This window comes from Candidatus Pelagibacter sp. (genome assembly GCF_052046145.1).
Taxonomy (GTDB): Bacteria; Pseudomonadota; Alphaproteobacteria; order Pelagibacterales; family Pelagibacteraceae; genus Pelagibacter.
On the sequence record NZ_JBNGZR010000001.1, the window covers coordinates 555,957 to 573,557 of the forward strand.

At 28.7% G+C, this 17,601-nt stretch carries 17 protein-coding genes; 15 read left to right on the forward strand and 2 right to left on the reverse strand.

The window, feature by feature from the left end; all coding sequences use genetic code 11:
* Positions 1-5 precede the first annotated feature (5 nt).
* Genes ACTT88_RS02905 through ACTT88_RS02950 form a run of 10 tightly spaced genes read left to right on the forward strand, consistent with a single transcriptional unit; the run spans position 6 to position 8,762 of the window.
* Complete coding sequence (locus ACTT88_RS02905; protein ID WP_440907857.1) at positions 6-749, forward strand: segregation and condensation protein A; 744 nt, start codon at positions 6-8, stop codon at positions 747-749.
* Positions 742-1,443 carry an SMC-Scp complex subunit ScpB gene (gene scpB, locus ACTT88_RS02910; RefSeq protein WP_440907858.1) on the forward strand — a complete coding sequence of 234 codons (702 nt, stop codon included), beginning with the start codon at positions 742-744 and terminating at the stop codon, positions 1,441-1,443. The genes ACTT88_RS02905 and scpB overlap by 8 nt, the downstream gene beginning before the upstream one ends.
* A gap of 47 nt (positions 1,444-1,490) precedes the next feature.
* A complete protein-coding gene (tatA, locus tag ACTT88_RS02915) occupies positions 1,491-1,691 on the forward strand; it encodes a twin-arginine translocase TatA/TatE family subunit (protein ID WP_023853830.1) in 201 nt (66 codons plus the stop codon).
* A gap of 5 nt (positions 1,692-1,696) precedes the next feature.
* On the forward strand, positions 1,697-1,918 hold the full coding sequence (gene tatB, locus ACTT88_RS02920) for a Sec-independent protein translocase protein TatB (RefSeq protein ID WP_440907859.1): 222 nt from the start codon (positions 1,697-1,699) through the stop codon (positions 1,916-1,918).
* Positions 1,908-2,678, forward strand: a complete 771-nt coding sequence (gene tatC, locus ACTT88_RS02925) for a twin-arginine translocase subunit TatC (RefSeq protein ID WP_440907860.1) — start codon at positions 1,908-1,910, stop codon at positions 2,676-2,678. The genes tatB and tatC overlap by 11 nt, the downstream gene beginning before the upstream one ends.
* Complete coding sequence (serS, locus tag ACTT88_RS02930) at positions 2,671-3,930, forward strand: serine--tRNA ligase (RefSeq protein WP_440907861.1); 1,260 nt, start codon at positions 2,671-2,673, stop codon at positions 3,928-3,930. Before tatC ends, serS begins: the two co-directional genes overlap by 8 nt.
* A 55-nt stretch (positions 3,931-3,985) precedes the next feature.
* Positions 3,986-4,279: a preprotein translocase subunit YajC gene (gene yajC / locus ACTT88_RS02935; protein ID WP_023853826.1), complete on the forward strand. Its 294-nt coding sequence runs from the start codon at positions 3,986-3,988 to the stop codon at positions 4,277-4,279.
* A 14-nt stretch (positions 4,280-4,293) separates the two neighbouring features.
* Positions 4,294-5,847, forward strand: a complete 1,554-nt coding sequence (gene secD, locus ACTT88_RS02940) for a protein translocase subunit SecD (protein ID WP_440907862.1) — start codon at positions 4,294-4,296, stop codon at positions 5,845-5,847.
* Complete coding sequence (gene secF / locus ACTT88_RS02945) at positions 5,847-6,746, forward strand: protein translocase subunit SecF (RefSeq protein WP_440907863.1); 900 nt, start codon at positions 5,847-5,849, stop codon at positions 6,744-6,746. The genes secD and secF overlap by 1 nt, the downstream gene beginning before the upstream one ends.
* A gap of 60 nt (positions 6,747-6,806) precedes the next feature.
* Positions 6,807-8,762 carry an acetoacetate--CoA ligase gene (locus ACTT88_RS02950; protein WP_440907864.1) on the forward strand — a complete coding sequence of 652 codons (1,956 nt, stop codon included), beginning with the start codon at positions 6,807-6,809 and terminating at the stop codon, positions 8,760-8,762.
* A 4-nt stretch (positions 8,763-8,766) separates the two neighbouring features.
* Here the strand turns inward: ACTT88_RS02950 and ACTT88_RS02955 are convergent, their stop codons facing one another.
* Both ACTT88_RS02955 and uvrA read right to left on the reverse strand, forming a co-directional pair.
* Complete coding sequence (locus ACTT88_RS02955; protein ID WP_440907865.1) at positions 8,767-9,369, reverse strand: urate hydroxylase PuuD; 603 nt, start codon at positions 9,367-9,369, stop codon at positions 8,767-8,769.
* 50 nt (positions 9,370-9,419) lie between these two features.
* Complete coding sequence (uvrA, locus tag ACTT88_RS02960) at positions 9,420-12,272, reverse strand: excinuclease ABC subunit UvrA (RefSeq protein WP_440907866.1); 2,853 nt, start codon at positions 12,270-12,272, stop codon at positions 9,420-9,422.
* 88 nt (positions 12,273-12,360) lie between these two features.
* Here uvrA and ssb point away from each other — a divergent pair, with 88 nt between their 5' ends.
* The 5 genes from ssb to tgt are packed head-to-tail and all read left to right on the forward strand — an operon-like array spanning position 12,361 to position 17,563.
* Entirely contained in the window at positions 12,361-12,810 is a 450-nt protein-coding gene (gene ssb / locus ACTT88_RS02965; protein ID WP_075536288.1) for a single-stranded DNA-binding protein, read from the forward strand.
* A 5-nt stretch (positions 12,811-12,815) separates the two neighbouring features.
* Positions 12,816-15,395 (forward strand): DNA gyrase subunit A, encoded by a 2,580-nt coding sequence (gene gyrA, locus ACTT88_RS02970; RefSeq protein WP_440907867.1) that lies wholly within the window; start codon positions 12,816-12,818, stop codon positions 15,393-15,395.
* Positions 15,395-15,889 (forward strand): pantetheine-phosphate adenylyltransferase, encoded by a 495-nt coding sequence (coaD, locus tag ACTT88_RS02975; RefSeq protein ID WP_440907868.1) that lies wholly within the window; start codon positions 15,395-15,397, stop codon positions 15,887-15,889. The genes gyrA and coaD overlap by 1 nt, the downstream gene beginning before the upstream one ends.
* A complete protein-coding gene (locus ACTT88_RS02980) occupies positions 15,882-16,442 on the forward strand; it encodes a peptidylprolyl isomerase (RefSeq protein WP_440907869.1) in 561 nt (186 codons plus the stop codon). The genes coaD and ACTT88_RS02980 overlap by 8 nt, the downstream gene beginning before the upstream one ends.
* A gap of 8 nt (positions 16,443-16,450) precedes the next feature.
* A complete protein-coding gene (gene tgt, locus ACTT88_RS02985) occupies positions 16,451-17,563 on the forward strand; it encodes a tRNA guanosine(34) transglycosylase Tgt (protein WP_440907870.1) in 1,113 nt (370 codons plus the stop codon).
* The last annotated feature ends 38 nt before the right edge of the window (positions 17,564-17,601 follow it).

Sequence of the window (17,601 nt, forward strand, 5' to 3'; positions counted from 1 at the left end):
TGAGTATGACTATTTCTGATTCTGCATTATTCAATGTTGATATAAATAATTATAATGGCCCTCTAGATGTCCTTTTAGATTTAGCAAAAGCTCAAAAAGTAGATCTTGAAGAGATATCAATAACTAAGTTAGCAGATCAATTTCACGATTATATTACAAAAGAAAAAGATTTAAATTTAGAAATTGCTTCAGAATATTTATTGATGGCAACTTGGTTAGCATATTTAAAATCTAAATTATTACTTCCGGGAACTCCAGAAGAAGAATTTAAAGTTCAAGAAGTTGCTGAAAAATTAAAATTACAACTAAAAAAATTAGAACTAATAAGATTACTTTCTGAACAAATGCTAAAAAGAAAAAGATTGGGAAGAGAAATTAGATCAAGAGGAATGAAAGGAAATATCAGATCTATTTATAGTGCAGAATATAATTTAAGTTTATTTGAACTACTTAAGTCATATTCAATAATTATTATGACCAAAGACTTTCAAAAAATGAATATTCCAAAATTACCTGTCTTTACTGCAGAGGACGGAATTAAAACTATAAGAGAGTTTTTTGGTAAATTAATTGATTGGAAAAAATTAGATGATCTAATTCCTAAAAATTTTAAAAGCGACACAAAATATAAACGTACTGGCAAAGCAGGAATTTTTGCTGGTTCATTAGAATTAGTTAAAGAAGGAAACCTGACTATGAAACAAGATAAATTATTTGATGATATTTATGTGAAGGAAAATAATGATTAAAAAAGAAAAAATTTCAAAAGATAATATCGTTAAATTTCCATCTAAGCTATCTGATTTGGAAAAAGAAATTGAAGCAGTAATTTTTGCTGCTGCTGAGCCATTAGATGTTGATACTATCGAAAGCAAAGTTACTAAAAAAGGTAGCGTATCTAAATCATTAGAAAAGTTGCAGCAAGAATACTCTAAACGTGGAATTAATCTAGTTTGTATAAAAGAAAAGTGGTCCTTCAGAACTTCTCCTAACTTGTCAAATATTATGTCACAGGAGAGAACGGTAGAAAAAAAACTTTCTAGAGCTGCAGTTGAGACTTTAGCCATAATCGTTTATCACCAACCCGTTACTAGAGCTGAGATTGAGGAGATAAGAGGTGTTGCATTTGGAACGAATACTCTTGAAATATTAATGGAACTTAATTGGGTAAAGCCAGGTGGTCGTAAAGATGTACCAGGAAGACCAATTCAGTATGTTACAACAGACGAATTTTTAAGCCATTTTAATCTACAAAAACTATCTGATTTACCAACAATTGATGAACTAGGTGCGGCTGGTTTAATTGATAGTACCAGTATTGATAATGCGATTTTTGGAACTGGTAAATTCTACAAAGAAAAACAAGAAGAAAAAAAAGAGGATATTTATTCTAATATAGATGAAATGTTAAACAGTACTCTTGATACTGAAGAGAAAGATTAACAAAAAAGTAACTTTTAAATTAATCATAAAAAGGTTATAAGTTTTTCATGAGCATAGGAATTTGGCAAATAGCAATCGTAGTTATATTAGTAGTCTTATTATTTGGACGAGGTAAAATTTCTAGTCTGATGGGTGATGTTGCTAAGGGAATTAAAAGTTTCAAAAAAGGAATGGCTTCAGACGTTACTGACGATACAGAGCCAAAAAATATTTCCGACGAAAATAAAGACTCAGAAAACAAAGATTAAATCACATGCCTACTATTGGTTGGTTTGAGATATTAATTGTTGTTGGCATTGCAATTGTTGTTCTTGGTCCTAAAGATTTTCCAATCATGTTAAAAAAAGCAGGGTCTTGGATAGGTACTGCAAAAAGATATGTGAGCAATATTCAGAATGAAGTTTCAAATTTAGATATTGATGATGAAAAAATTGATAATGAAATAAAAAAAGAAACAAAAAAAGATGAGCAATGAAGAAAATGAAGGTGGATTTGTTAGCCACCTAACAGAACTAAGAAAAAGATTAATACATAGTTTTATATTTTTAATAATCTTTTTTGTTATTTGTTACATATTTGCAGAACATATCTATGGTTTTTTAGTTGATCCATTTGCTCAAGCTGTAAAAGATGATGGGTCTGATAGAAGGCTTATTTTTACAGCATTACAAGAAACTTTTTTAACATATATTAAGGTATCCTTTTTCACAGCTTTCTTTGTGACTTGTCCATTTATTCTAATGCAAATTTGGAAATTTATTGCTCCAGGTTTATATAAACATGAAAAGGTTGCGATACTCCCATACCTTATCTTAACACCTATTCTTTTCTTTTTGGGAGGTATGCTTGTTTATTATTTGATAATGCCTCTTGCTATTAAATTTTTTTTATCATTTGAAAGTACGGGGATGTCTACAAGTCTACCAATTCAATTAGAAGCAAAAGTAAATGAATACTTGTCACTTGTTATGAAGTTAATTTTTGCATTTGGAATAAGTTTCCAACTGCCCATTGTTTTAAGTTTATTAGCAAGAATAGGTGTTGTTGACAGTCAATTTTTAAAAGAAAGAAGAAAGTATGTTGTAGTAATTATATTTGCTGCCGCTGCATTACTTACACCACCAGATCCAATTACTCAAATAGGTTTAGCTATTCCTTTATTAATTTTATATGAATTATCAATATTTTCAGTAAAAATTATAGAAAACAAAAATTTAGAAAAAACTGATGCATAATTTAAAAGAAATTAGAAAAGATTTTTCAAAATTTGAGAAAGATCTTGAAAAACGTTCAGTTAAAATTAATTTTAATAATTTAAAAAAACTTGATGAATTAAATAGAGATTTAATTCAAAAGAAAGAAAACTTAGAAAAAGAGAAAAAAGATATTTCAAAATCAAAAGATGAAAGTTTATTTAAAAAATCTAAAGAAATATCCATGGAATTAGAAAAGATTACCGAGCAGCAAAAAAATACTAAAATTGAATTAGACAATATTTTATCAAGTATACCAAACATACCTCATAAAGATGTTCCAATTGGAAAAGATGAAAATGATAATGTGGAAGTTTTAAAAGCTGGAAAAGTTCCTGAATTTGATTTTAAACCTAAATCTCATTATGAACTTGGTGAAAATTTAGGCATGCTTGATTTTGATCTTGCAACAAAAACAACCGGATCAAGATTTGTATTTGTTAAAAAAGAGCTAGCATTATTAGAACGAGCTTTATCTAACTATATGTTAGATACCCATATTGTTAAAAATGGCTATCAAGAGATTTCACCTCCATTGATTGTATCTGATAATACAATGTATGGAACTGGCCAATTACCAAAATTTGAAAACGATCAATTTGAAATAAAATTTGATGAAGGATCTGATAGAAAATTTTTAATTCCAACTGCTGAAGTAATTTTAACAAACATGGTTAAAGATAAAATTGTAGACCAAAAAGATTTACCAATGAGATTTGTTGCCTCAACACCTTGTTTTAGAAAAGAGGCAGGCAGTTATGGGAAAGACACCAAAGGAATGATTAGACAACATCAATTTTATAAGGTTGAGATGGTTAGTATTGTACAAAAAGAAAATTGCTTAGAAGAATTAGAGCGAATGACAAATTGTGCAACAGATATTCTTGATAAGCTAGAGTTACCTTATAGAAAAGTAATTTTATGTTCAGGTGATATGGGTTTCAGTGCAGAAAAAACCTATGATATTGAAGTCTGGTTACCATCAGAAAGCAAGTATCGTGAAATATCATCATGCTCATCTTGTTCGACATTTCAGGCACAAAGAATGAAATCAAGATATAAAAATAAAAACAAGGAAACTATTTTTGTTGGAACATTAAATGGAAGTGGTTTAGCAGTGGGTAGAACTTTAATTGCTGTATTAGAAAACTATCAACAAAAAGATGGTTCGATTATTGTTCCTAAAGTGCTGCGACCGTATATGAATAATTTGGAATTGATTTCAGCTAAATAAAGTTGTTTTAATTACACAGATAGTATAAGTATTCACATAATTTATAAGGAGATTTATGGAAGGTTCAGGAATAGGACAATTTATACCGTTAATTTTAATTTTTGTTATTTTTTATTTTTTCTTAATCAGACCACAGCAAAAAAAAGTTAAAGAGCACAAAGCAATGGTTGAAAGTCTTAAGAGAGGTGACAAGGTTGTTACTTCTGGTGGAATTACAGGTACTGTGGAGAGACTTATAGACAATGATAAAGTTGAAGTAGAAATAGCTGAAAACGTAAAAGTTGAGATAGTTAAATCAACTGGTATTCAAAGTCTTGTTAATACAAATACTCAAGAAGTTAAAAAATAATTATTTTTAGTTAAGTGCTTTATTTCTCTAAGTTAAGAATTTTATTTATAACTCTTTTTTCAGTTTTATTTATTTTAATTGCTTCATCAAATCTTTTTAAATTTGATGATAATTTTTTTGATAAAAAAATTAATCTTGGATTAGATCTTCAGGGTGGATCATATCTATTACTTGAAATCGATAATGAACCTGTAATTGAACAAAAGCTACAAAACTTAACAACAACTATAAGAAATTACTTCAAAGAAAAAAATATTAAGATCAATAATATAAAGATAGAAAACCAGAATATTTTTTTTAATGTAATAGAAAATGATAAGCAATCTATCTTAGATGTTTTTCAGGACGAAAATAGTGACCTTAACCCTTATTACCCAAGATTTAAATCACATCAGTTAGAAATCGAAGATACAGGTTTAAATTTTAAAGTTAATTTTTCAAAACAGGGTTTAATTAAACTTAAAACTTCTTCTCAAGATCAAGCTATAGAAATAGTTAGAAGGAGAGTAGATGAGGTTGGAACTAATGAGCCAAACATACTTAAAAGAGGAAACAACCGTATTTTAGTAGAGCTTCCTGGATTAGATGATCCAACGAGAATAAAATCATTGCTTGGTAAAACTGCAAACCTTACTTTTCGATTTGTAACAAATGACGAAAATGATCGTTTTGGAGTTGAAAAGTTAAAATTTGAAAATGGTTTAGATGAAGTCACAGTTAGTAAAAGAATTATAATAAGTGGTGAAAATTTACTTGATGCTCAACCAAAAATGGACACTCAAGCTAACCAAACAATTGTTTCATTTACTTTAGATAGAGTAGGTGCAAAAAGGTTTGGTAAGGCAACTTCAACTGGTATTGGAAAGCAACTAGCAATTGTCTTAGATGGTAAAATTATTAGTGCCCCTGTGGTTAGAGACACGATTGCAAGTGGATCTGGTCAAATAAGTGGTGGCTTTACTTTTCAAACAGCAACTGATTTAGCTTTATTATTAAGATCAGGAGCATTACCAGCGCCATTAGAAATTATTGAAGAAAGAACAGTAGGCCCAGATCTTGGACAAGATTCAATTAATGCAGGAATGATTGCTTTAGCAATAGGTTTTATGTTGGTTATAATTTTTATGTTTGTAAAATATAAAATCTTTGGATTAATTACTAATGTAACTTTGATAGTTAATTTATTTATACTTTTAGGAGTATTAACTTTATTTGAAGCTACTTTAACATTGCCTGGTATTGCAGGGATTATTCTAACTGTAGGTATGGCTGTTGATGCAAATGTTTTAATTTTTGAGAGGATTAAAGAAGAATTAAAAGACGAGAGTAATAATATTTTGGCTTTTGACGGTGGTTATACCAAATCAAGAACAGCAATTTTAGATGCTAATATTACTACATTATTAGCTGCAATTATTTTATTTTTTATGGGTTCAGGTCCAGTCAAAGGTTTTGCTGTAACTTTAGGAGTTGGAATATTTACAACACTATTTTCAGTTTATTTTATAGCAAGATTATTCACTAGTATTTATGTATCAAGAAATAAAAATAAGGAAAAATTAATTTAATGATTGCTTTTAATAAATATTATAATCACTTTAATTTATTATCATCAGTTTTGATTGTTGTTTCATTATTATTGTTAATATTTAAAGGACTTAATTTTGGGATAGACTTTAAAGGTGGTACATTAATTGAATTAAGAGCCTCAGACTCAAAAATAAATGTTAGTTCATTAAGAGATAGATTTAATCAAATGAACTTAGGTGATGTTTCGGTAAAGAAATTTGGTAATGATACTGATTTTTTAGTAAAATTTGAAAATAAAGACAATAAGAAGAACATCATAGAAGAAATTAAAGCCAACTTAGATAAATCTTTTGGAAACAATTATGATTTTAGAAGAGTTGAGAATGTTGGTCCTAAAGTTAGTGCCGAATTATTAAAATCAGGGGTAATAGCAATATCTTTGTCATTAGCATTAATGTTAATTTACATTTGGATTAGATTTGAATGGCAATTTAGTCTAGGAGCAATTTTAGCTTTGTTTCACGATGTCATTGTAACACTAGGAGTTTTTTCACTATTTAGTTTAGAAATAAACTTATCAATTATAGCAGCTGTATTAACAATAGTAGGATACTCAATGAATGATACAGTAGTCATTTTCGATCGTGTCAGAGAAAATCTAAGAAAATATTCAGATATTAAAATTTTTGAATTAACAAACATTTCAATTAACGAAACTTTATCAAGAACAATCATAACATCTGCAACCACTTTACTAGCTTTATTAGCTATATATTTTTTTGGTGGAGAGATACTTAAAGGATTTTCACTTGCTATGATATTAGGTGTCGTTTTTGGAACTTATTCCTCAATATATATAGCTAATACTGTTCTAGTGAGATTAAGAGTTTCTCAAAAAACAGTTTTGAGAGAAGACGATCAAAATAAATTGAATTAATCATTAAAATAATTAAAATTTCATTATATTATTTCAAAGTATTATAATTATTTTATGAATATGAGACTTTGGAAACCCTCCAGCAAAACAAAAAAAAATTCAAATTTATTTAAATTTGAAAAATTTATTTCTAAAAGATTTAATAAAAATTTTAATGAAAATTTCAAAAAAATTCATGATTGGTCAGTTAAGAACCAAGGTGATTTTTGGAGCAGTGTGTGGGATTTTTCAAAAGTTAAAGGTATTAAAAGTAACACTAAAGTTAAAAAATCAAAAAAATTTTATAAAAATACTTTTTTACCAAATTCAAGATTAAATTTTTGTGAAAATTTACTTTCAAAAAATACAAAAGAGAAAGCAATTACTTTTATTAGTGAAAATGGTTATCGTGAAATACGTAATTGGAATGAATTAAATAGAAATGTAAAAAATATTTCAAATAATTTTAAAAAATTAAATATTAAGCCAAAAGATAGAATAGCAGCTTATATGCCAAACATACCTGAAACAGTAGAAGCTTTTTTGGGCACTGTTGCTATTGGAGCTATATGGTCATCTTGTTCGCCTGATTTTGGAATTAACGGTGTTATAGAGAGATTTTCTCAAATTAAACCTAAAATTTTAATTGTTACTAATCAATATTTTTACAATGGAAAAAAAATTAATATTTTAGAAAGAATTCCTAAAATAATTAAAAAAATTACTTCTATAAAGCATGTAATTATATCTATTTATCCTGGTCAGCCTGTTTTAAAAAAACTACCAAATTACAAAAATATCAAAACGCATTATTGGAACAATATTATTAAGAAGGATGTTTTAAAATTTAAATTTCCTAAATTTGATTTTGAACATGATTTAATAATTCTTTATTCTAGTGGTACAACAGGAAAACCCAAATGTATTTGTCATAAAAATGGAGGTGTATTAGTACAGCATTTGAAAGAACATCAATTGCATTGTGACATTAAAGAAAATGATAATGTTTTCTATTTCACTACATGTGGATGGATGATGTGGAATTGGCTAATTTCAGTTTTAGCCTCAAAAGCATCAATTGTATTATTTGATGGTTTTCCAATGTATAAACGTGATGATCTACTAATAAAGATAGCCAATAAAGAAAATATAACTTTATTTGGAGTTAGTGCCAAATATATCGATTCTTTAAGAAAAACGAAAAAAAATTTTAAGAAAGTTCATAAGTTAGAAAAGCTAAGAACTATTTGCTCTACTGGATCTCCATTATCATCAGATTGTTTTAAATTTGTATATAAAAATATTAAGAAAAATATTCATTTAGCATCTATTTCTGGGGGGACAGATATTGTTTCTTGTTTTGTTTTGGGCAATTTATATCAACCCGTTCATGCAGGGGAGATACAAAGCAAAGGTTTGGGTATGGATGTTCGAGTATTTAACGAAAAAGGAAAATCTATTTTAAATCAGAAAGGGGAATTGGTATGTACCAATCCTTTTCCGTCAATGCCTTCAAAATTTTGGAACGATTATAAAGATACTAAATTTAAAAAAGCTTATTTTAATAAATATAGAAATATATGGCATCATGGTGATTACGCACAAATAACAAATAATAATGGATTAATAATATCGGGAAGATCAGATACAACTTTAAATCCTGGTGGTGTAAGACTTGGAACTGCCGAAATTTACTCTGAGGTAGAGAGGTTTAAAGAAATTAAAGAGTCTTTAGTTGTTGGACAATCTTGGGATAATGATGTTAGGATAATTTTATTTGTAATTTTAAATTCAAAGTATCAACTTGATAATAACTTATTAAAAAAATTAAAATTACAAATTAGAAAAAATGCATCACCTAGACATGTGCCAAGAAAAATAATTCAAATACACGATATACCAAGAACTAAAAGTGGTAAAATTGTTGAATTAGCTGTCAAAAATATAATTGAAGGAAATGAAATAAAAAATAAAGAAGCCTTAGCTAACCCTGAATCATTAAGTCAATTCAAAAATATTAAAGAGTTACAATATTAATTTTTTAATATATGTTTTGTGCTGCAACCATTGAAAGGAGCATCGGTAAAGATAACAGAGTATTAGTTCTTGAAAATAGCATTGCTGTTTTAGCAGATTTAGCTTTTGTGTCAGGATCACTTTCAACAATTCCCAAAGCTCTTTTTTGATTTGGCCAAATTACAAACCATACATTAAATGCCATTATAATTCCTAGCCACATTCCAATACCTATTGCAGTATGTTTTGGTACACCCGAACCAATACTTAAAGTCATTGCATCATGAAGATATCCATTAAGAAGAGCTAGAATTAAACCTGAAAGAACAGTTAATGCAGCAGCCCATCTAAAGTAAAATAGTGCAGCTGGTGCTATTACTTTACCGATGGCTGGTTTTTGTTCATCTGGAATTTTTCCCATATTAGGAATTTGGACAAAATTGAAATACCAAAGTAATCCAATCCACATAATTGCAACAATCACATGAATGTATCTAAACAACCAGCTCCAGAATAATGTATCAAAAGCTATTCCATCATTTAAATAAAATAATCCTAAAAACAAAACTATTGCTAATGCAAGTGATGCGTGAACTGTTTTTGACAAAGATGATAATAAATTACTCATGATTCTTGATTATTATATACTAATTTTTGAATTTTTTTAAGTTGTTAAATCTAGTTCAAAAGAGGTTTTAAAAATTGACCGGTATAACTCTCCTTAACTTTGCATACTTCCTCAGGTTTTCCTTCGGCGACAATATTACCACCCTTCACACCGCCCTCAGGACCCATGTCCACAATGTAGTCGGCAGTTTTAATAACGTCTAGATTATGCTCAATAACAACGACTGTATTTCCAAGTTTTACAAATGTATGAAGTATTTCTAAAAGTTTTTTAATATCATGTTGATGCAACCCTGTAGTTGGTTCATCTAATATATACATTGTTCTTCCTGTTGATCTTTTTGAAAGTTCTTTTGCAAGCTTAATTCGTTGAGCTTCGCCTCCTGATAAGGTAGTTGCTTGCTGACCGATTTTTATATAACCCAATCCAACTTTTTTAAGAGTTAATAATTTTGTTTTTATATTAGATATATTTTCAAAATACTCACACCCTTCATCAACTGACATATCCAAAACATCAGCAATACTTTTACCTTTAAATTTAATTTCTAAAGTTTCTCTATTGTACCTTGTTCCTTTACACTCATCGCATTGTATATAAACATCAGGTAAAAAATGCATTTCATATGTAATTACACCATCACCCTCACAAGCTTCACATCTACCTCCTTTAACATTGAAAGAAAATCTTCCTGGTTTATATCCTCTTGTTTTGGATTCTGGTAGACTTGTAAACCAATCTCTAATAGGCCCAAAAGCTCCTGTGTATGTTGCTGGATTTGATCTTGGAGTTCTTCCAATAGGAGATTGGTCAATATCAATTATTTTATCAATTAACTCTACGCCCTTGTAACCTTTAAATGATTTGGGTGCTTTTCTTGCTTTATTGTTTAATGTTAAATTTAAAGCATGAAATAGTGTTTGTAATATTAAGGTAGATTTACCACTTCCAGAAACACCAGTAACACATGTAAAAGTCCCAGTTGGAATTTTAAGATTTACATTATTTAGATTATTTCCACTTGCACCATTGATTTCTACAAATCTTCCGTTTTTAGCTAAACGTCTTGAATTTGGAATTTCAATTGTTTTTTTATTAGCAAGATATTGACCTGTAATACTATTTTTATCTTTTTTAATTTCATCATATGATCCTTGTGCTGTTATCTCACCACCATTACTTCCAGCTTCAGGACCAAGATCAATAATATGATCCGCATTTTCCATTGTTTCTGTGTCATGCTCAACAACAATGACTGTATTACCAAGATCTCGCAATCTTTTTAATGCATTAATTAGTTTAACGTTATCTTTTTGATGTAATCCAATTGAAGGCTCATCCAAAACGTATAATACACCTGTTAAACCAGATCCAATTTGTGAAGCTAATCTTATTCTTTGAGCCTCACCACCAGATAAAGTTCCAGATTCTCTGGACAATGTTAAATAATCTAAACCAACGTTTAGAAGAAAATTTAATCTTTCATTTATTTCTTTTAAAACATGTTCGGCAATTTTGAATTGTCTTTTATCAAGATTATTTTCTAAATTTTTAAACCATTCTGCAGCATCTAAAATAGATTTTTTTGTTACTTCACTAATATTAAGATCATTAATTTTAACACATAAAGCTTCCTCTTTTAATCTGTCACCATTACATGTTTCACATGCTGTATCCGATTGATATTCAGCAATAGCTTCTCTTTTCCATTCACTATCTGACTCTAAAAATCTTCTTTCAAGATTATTAATTACACCTTCAAAAGTTTTTTTGTAGGAATATTTTTCGTATCCATCATCATAATTAAATTTAATTTCATCCTCATCTGAACCATAAAGAATAATATCTTTAATTTTTTTGGGTAATTTTTTCCATTTTTCATCTAAAGAAAAACCATAATGTTTTGCTAAAGATGCTAAAGTTTGAGCATAATATAATGTGGTAGATTTTGACCAAGGTTCAATTGCACCATCAGCTAAACTTTTTCTTTCATCAGGAATGACTAAATTTGGATCTACGTTTAATTTCATTCCGATTCCTTCACACTCTTCACAAGCTCCATAGGGACTGTTAAATGAAAAAAGTCTTGGTTCAATTTCTTCAATTGTAAAACCACTCTCAGGGCATGCAAACTTTGTAGAGTAAATTAATTTTTCAAGTTTTCTAAATTTTTGAGGAAGTGTTTCATCTTCATATTCGACAAACACTAAACCGTTTGCTAAATTTACAGCTGTTTCAATACTTTCAGCCAATCTATTTCCTAGTTTTGAATTTAAAACTATTCTATCAACTAGGATTGAAATATCATGTTTAAGTTTTTTATCTAGATTAGGTGATTTTTCTATATCATATAAAACATTATCAATTTTAATTTTTCTAAATCCTCTTCTCTTGTAGCTTAAAATATCTTTTTTATATTCACCTTTACGACCTCTTACCACTGGAGCGTAAATATATATTGTTGATTTTTTTGGTAATTTTTTAACTAAATCTACTATTTGTGTAATTGTTTGAGAGGTTATTGGTTTACCTGTAAATGGTGAGTAGGGGATACCTGCCCTAGCGTATAATACTCTCATGTAATCATAAATTTCTGTTACAGTCGCAACAGTAGATCTTGGGTTTTTTGAAGTATTTTTTTGTTCTATTGCAATAGCAGGACTTAATCCTTCAATTAAATCAACATTTGGTTTTTTCATTTTATCTAAAAATTGACGTGCATATGCAGATAAACTTTCAACATATCTTCTTTGACCCTCTGCGTAGATTGTATCAAAAGCTAAAGATGATTTTCCTGACCCTGATAGACCCGTTATGACCACAAATTTGTCTTTTGGAATCTCTACAGTAACATTCTTCAAATTATGTTCTTTAGCGCCCTTAATAACTATCTTTTTCATCATAATTTTAGTTGCTTTGAGTTAATAAAATTAATATTCAGAGGAATTGTGATATAATTCTAATTAACTAATTTAACAAATATTAAATATTATGGCTGGAAGTTTAAATAAAGTATTATTAATTGGTCGTTTGGGCGCAGATCCTGAAATTAAGCAAATGGTAAATGGCAAAAGTGTAGCTAGATTAAGCCTTGCAACAAGTCAATCATGGAAAGATAAAAACACAGGTGAAAGAAAAGAGAAAACTGAGTGGCACCGTGTAGTTGTATTTAATGAAGGTTTAGTAAATGTTGTTCAACAATATTTAAAAAAAGGTGCTCAAGTTTATGTTGAGGGACAACTCACAACAAGAAAATGGAAAGATGAACAATCTGGACAAGATAAATACTCAACTGAAATAGTTATACAGGGATATAATTCTTCACTCACAATGTTGGGTGGTGGAAATTCTGGTGGTGGAATTCAAAACGACACAACTCAACAAAATAATATTGAGGATTCTTCTCAAGTGTCAGATATGGATGATGAAATTCCATTTTAATTTCTATGAAAAATACTGAAGAGTTAAAAGATAAAAATATAAAATTAATCTCAATGCATGATGAGATGAGCTCATCATATCTTTCTTATGCAATGAGTGTAATTGTTAGTCGTGCTCTTCCTGATGTAAGAGATGGATTAAAGCCAGTTCATAGAAGAATTTTATATGCAATGTACAAAGGCGGATATGATTGGTCTAAACAATTTAGAAAATCTGCAAGAATAGTTGGAGATGTTATTGGTAAATATCATCCTCATGGAGATCAGTCTGTTTACGATGCCTTAGTTAGAATGGTGCAAGATTTCTCTATGAGCCTTCCGTTAATTCAAGGCCAAGGAAATTTTGGATCTATAGATGGCGATCCTGCTGCAGCAATGAGGTATACTGAAACTCGTTTATCAAAAGTTTCTCAATATTTAATTGATGATATAGAGAAAAACACAATTTCATTCAAAAGCAATTACGATGAAACAGAGAAAGAACCCAGCGTTTTACCATCTCAATTTCCAAATTTATTAGTAAATGGAGCTGGTGGTATTGCTGTTGGCATGGCAACAAGTATACCTCCTCACAATTTAGGTGAAATTATAGATGGTACTTTGGCCTTAATTGATAACAAAGACATTAAAATTAAAGAATTGATGAAACATATACCTGGTCCAGATTTTCCAACTGGTGGTGTAATTATAGGTAAAGATATAATTAAACAAGGATATAACAATGGAAGAGGATCATTTAAGATTAGAGGTGAAATCTCAATTGAACAACAAAAAAATGGTCGTGAAAGACTTGTAATAACTTCTATACCATATCAAGTCAACAAATCAGTTTTAAATGAAAGGATTGCTCAATTAGTAAGAGAAAAAAAAATTGAAGGAATAAGAGATATTAGAGACGAGTCTAACAGAGAAGGTATTAGGGTAGCAATAGATTTAAGAAACGGTGTAGAACCAGAAACCATAAAGAGACAATTATATAAAAATACTCAGATAGAGAGTTCATTTGGTTTTAACACTTTAGCGATAGTTGAAGGCAAACCTCAAACTTGCACACTAAAAGATTTTTTATCTAACTTTTTAACTTTTAGAGAAGATGTAGTTATTAAGAAAACTAAATTTGATCTTCAAAAAGCAGAGGAACGTGCTCATATACTAATAGGATTATCAGTTTCAGTTGAAAATTTAGATAAAATAATAAAAATTATTCGATCATCTAAAACACCAGATGATGCTAAAGTGTCAATTTTAAAAACCAAATGGAAGATAAATAAATCACAAAAATTAATTTCTTTAGTTGAGGGGAAAAAAGGTAAAAATCTTTATTCTTTATCTGAACCACAAGTTTTAGCTATTTTAGAATTAAGACTTCAAAAATTAACTGCATTAGGAATAAATGAAATCGAAGTTGAAATTAAAAAATTAGCTGAACTAATCACTAAGTATAAAAAGATTATTTCATCAAAAAAAGAACTTTTGAAAGTAATCAGCGAAGAGTTAAAAAATATTAAAGATAAATTTGCAATTCCAAGAAGAACTAAAATTATAGATGCTGTTTTAAATTATGATATTGAAGAAACTATCCAAAAACAATCAGTAATAATTACAGTTACATTACAAGGATACATAAAAAGAGGTTCTTTGGATGGAGTAAAAAAACAAAAAAGAGGCGGTAAGGGAAAATCAGGTATAACAACTAGAGATCAAGACTCTGTTGTTCAAACATTATCCGTAAATACTCATACTTCAGTACTCTTCTTTTCTACAGAGGGTTTAGTTTATAAGATCAAAGCATGGAAAATCCCAGAGGGTTCATCATCATCTAAAGGTAAGTCTTTATTTAATATTTTACCTTTAAAGAGTCACCAAGCAATAAGCTCAATTATGCCAATGCCAGAAGATGAAACTGATTTAAAAAATTATCAAATTATATTTGCTACATCTCAAGGCAAAGTAAGAAAAAATAGTTTAGAAGACTTTTCATCAATTAATGCATCTGGAAAAATTGCGATGAAATTAGATAACAATGACAAAATTGTAGGTGTCAAAATCTGTAAAGACGATCAGGATGTAATTTTAAGCACAAAATTTGGAAAATGTATTAGATTTGAAGCCAAAAAGTTAAGAGTTTTTAAAGGTAGATCTTCTAAAGGGATTAAAGGAATAGAGTTAGCACCAAGTGATCAAATAGTATCCTTGTCAGTTATTGACAACGATAAAATTAATAAAAATGGAAAAAAATCAAAAGACGAAAAATCTGAATTAAGAGCAAAAGAGAAATTTGTTTTATCAATAAGTGAAAATGGTTATGGAAAAAAGACTTCTCATACTGATTACAGAGTTACTAACAGAGGTGGTAAAGGAATTATAGGAATAGTAAATTCACCAAGAAATGGAAATATTACTTCATCATTTCCAGTTTTTGAAGGTGATGAAATTTTAATTTCTACTAATAAAGGAAGGGTTATTAGAGTAGCTGTTAAAGAAATTAGAACTGCAGGAAGAAATACCCAAGGGGTTAGAATAATTAAATTATCAGGAGAAGAAAAAGTTGTTTCAGCTATCAAAATTGATGATAATTTAATTTAATGAGTAAAATTGCAATTTATCCTGGAACATTTGATCCAATTACTTTCGGACATATAGATGTAATTAATAAATCATTAAAACTATTTGATAAAATAGTAGTAGGTGTTTCAGATGAAAGTAACAAAAATTATCTATTTAGTTCTGAAGAAAGAATAGAAATAGTAAATAAAGCTTTATTCAAAGATCTAAAGTTAAATAGAAGAAAAATAAAAGTAGTATCATTTGGCTCTTTAACCACTGATTTATGTAAAAAATACAAATCAAACATTATTTTAAGAGGATTGAGAGCTGTATCTGATTTTGAATATGAATTTCAATTAGCTGGTATGAACAGAAAATTGAACCAAAATATTGAAACAATTTTTTTAATGTCTGATGTAGAAAATCAAATTATTTCATCTAAATTTGTAAAAGAGATTGTTAAATTAAAAGGTGATATTAAAAAATTTACTACCAAAAGTACGATCAAGTCTTTAAAAGAGAAATATGAATAAAATTTTTATTAAAATACTTATTTTGTTTTTTTTAATTACTAATCAATCAATAGCTGAGGAGAATATAATGATATTAAAATTAAAAGATGGTGACGTTAAAATTGAATTGTTTGAGGATGTTGCGCCAAATCATGTTAAAAGAATAAAAGAATTAGCAAATAGTGGTAAATATGATAACGTTGTTTTTCATAGAGTTATAGATGGTTTTATGGCTCAAACAGGGGATGTTAAATTTGGAAATTCAGAATCAAAAGATTTTGATCTTAGACGAGCAGGAATGGGAGGATCAGATTTTCCTGACTTAGAGCAAGAATTCAATAGTCTACCACATGATAGAGGTACTTTATCAATGGCGAGAGCTCAAGATCCAAATAGTGCAAATAGTCAGTTTTTTATTTGTTTTCAGCCAGCTCCTTTTTTAGACCGTCAATATACAGTTTTTGGAAAAGTGATAGAGGGAATGGAATTTGTAGATAAAATAAAAAGAGGCGATCAAAATAATAACGGCGCTGTAACTGATCCAGATAAGATTATTAGTTTCAAATCTCAATAATTTTATTAATGGCATTAAAAAAATTTGCCTTTAAAGTTTTAAAAAAAGATAAATTTGCTAGATGCGGTTTAATCGAAACACATCGTGGTAATATACAAACTCCAGCTTTTATGCCTGTTGGAACTCAAGCTACTGTAAAAGCTTGTACAATAGACGATATTAAAAAAACAGGTTCTGAAATAATACTTTCAAATACTTATCATTTAATGATACGACCAGGTGTTGAAAGAATAGAGTCTGCTGGTGGACTTCATAATTTTATGAATTGTGATTTACCTATTTTAACTGACTCTGGTGGTTTTCAAGTAATGTCTCTCTCAAAATTGAATAAAATTGACAGAGAGAAAGGTGCTATTTTTAACTCTCACGTTGACGGTAAAAAATTTTATTTAAGTCCAGAGGAGAGTATAAGAATTCAATTAGGATTAAATTCAGATATTGTAATGATTATGGATGAATGCCCCAAAAAAACTAATGATTATAATCTAATCAAAAAATCAATGGATTTATCACTTTACTGGGCTGAAAGATCTAAAGTAGCTTTTGGGAGTAATACTCATAAAGGTTTATTTGGAATTGTTCAGGGAGGTCTCTTTAAAGATTTAAGACTTAAATCACTTGAGGAATTAGTTAAAATTGGTTTTGACGGTTATGCTATTGGAGGATTAGCCGTTGGAGAGACACAAAATGAAATGTTTAATGTTTTAGATGATATTAAAGAATATTTACCTATAGAAAAACCTCACTATTTAATGGGTGTTGGAACGCCATCAGATATTTTAGGTGCTGTAAAAAGAGGTATAGATATGTTTGATTGTGTTTTGCCAACTAGATCAGGACGAACAGGTTTGGCATTTACTTGGCAGGGAAGAATTAATATTAAAAATAATAAATATCAAAATGATAACACTCCTTTAGATCCTGATTGTGAAAATCTTAATTTAAATAAATATTCAAAAAACTATTTAAATCACTTATTTAATACTAATGAAATTTTAGCCTCAATGTTACTCACTCTACATAATATTAATTTTTATCAAGAATTAATGGCCTTGATCAGAAAAAATATTAATGACGGTACTTTTGATCAATTTCACAATAAATACATTGATAAGTTGTAGAACGTATATAGATTTGGTTAAAATTGACATTTGAAAAA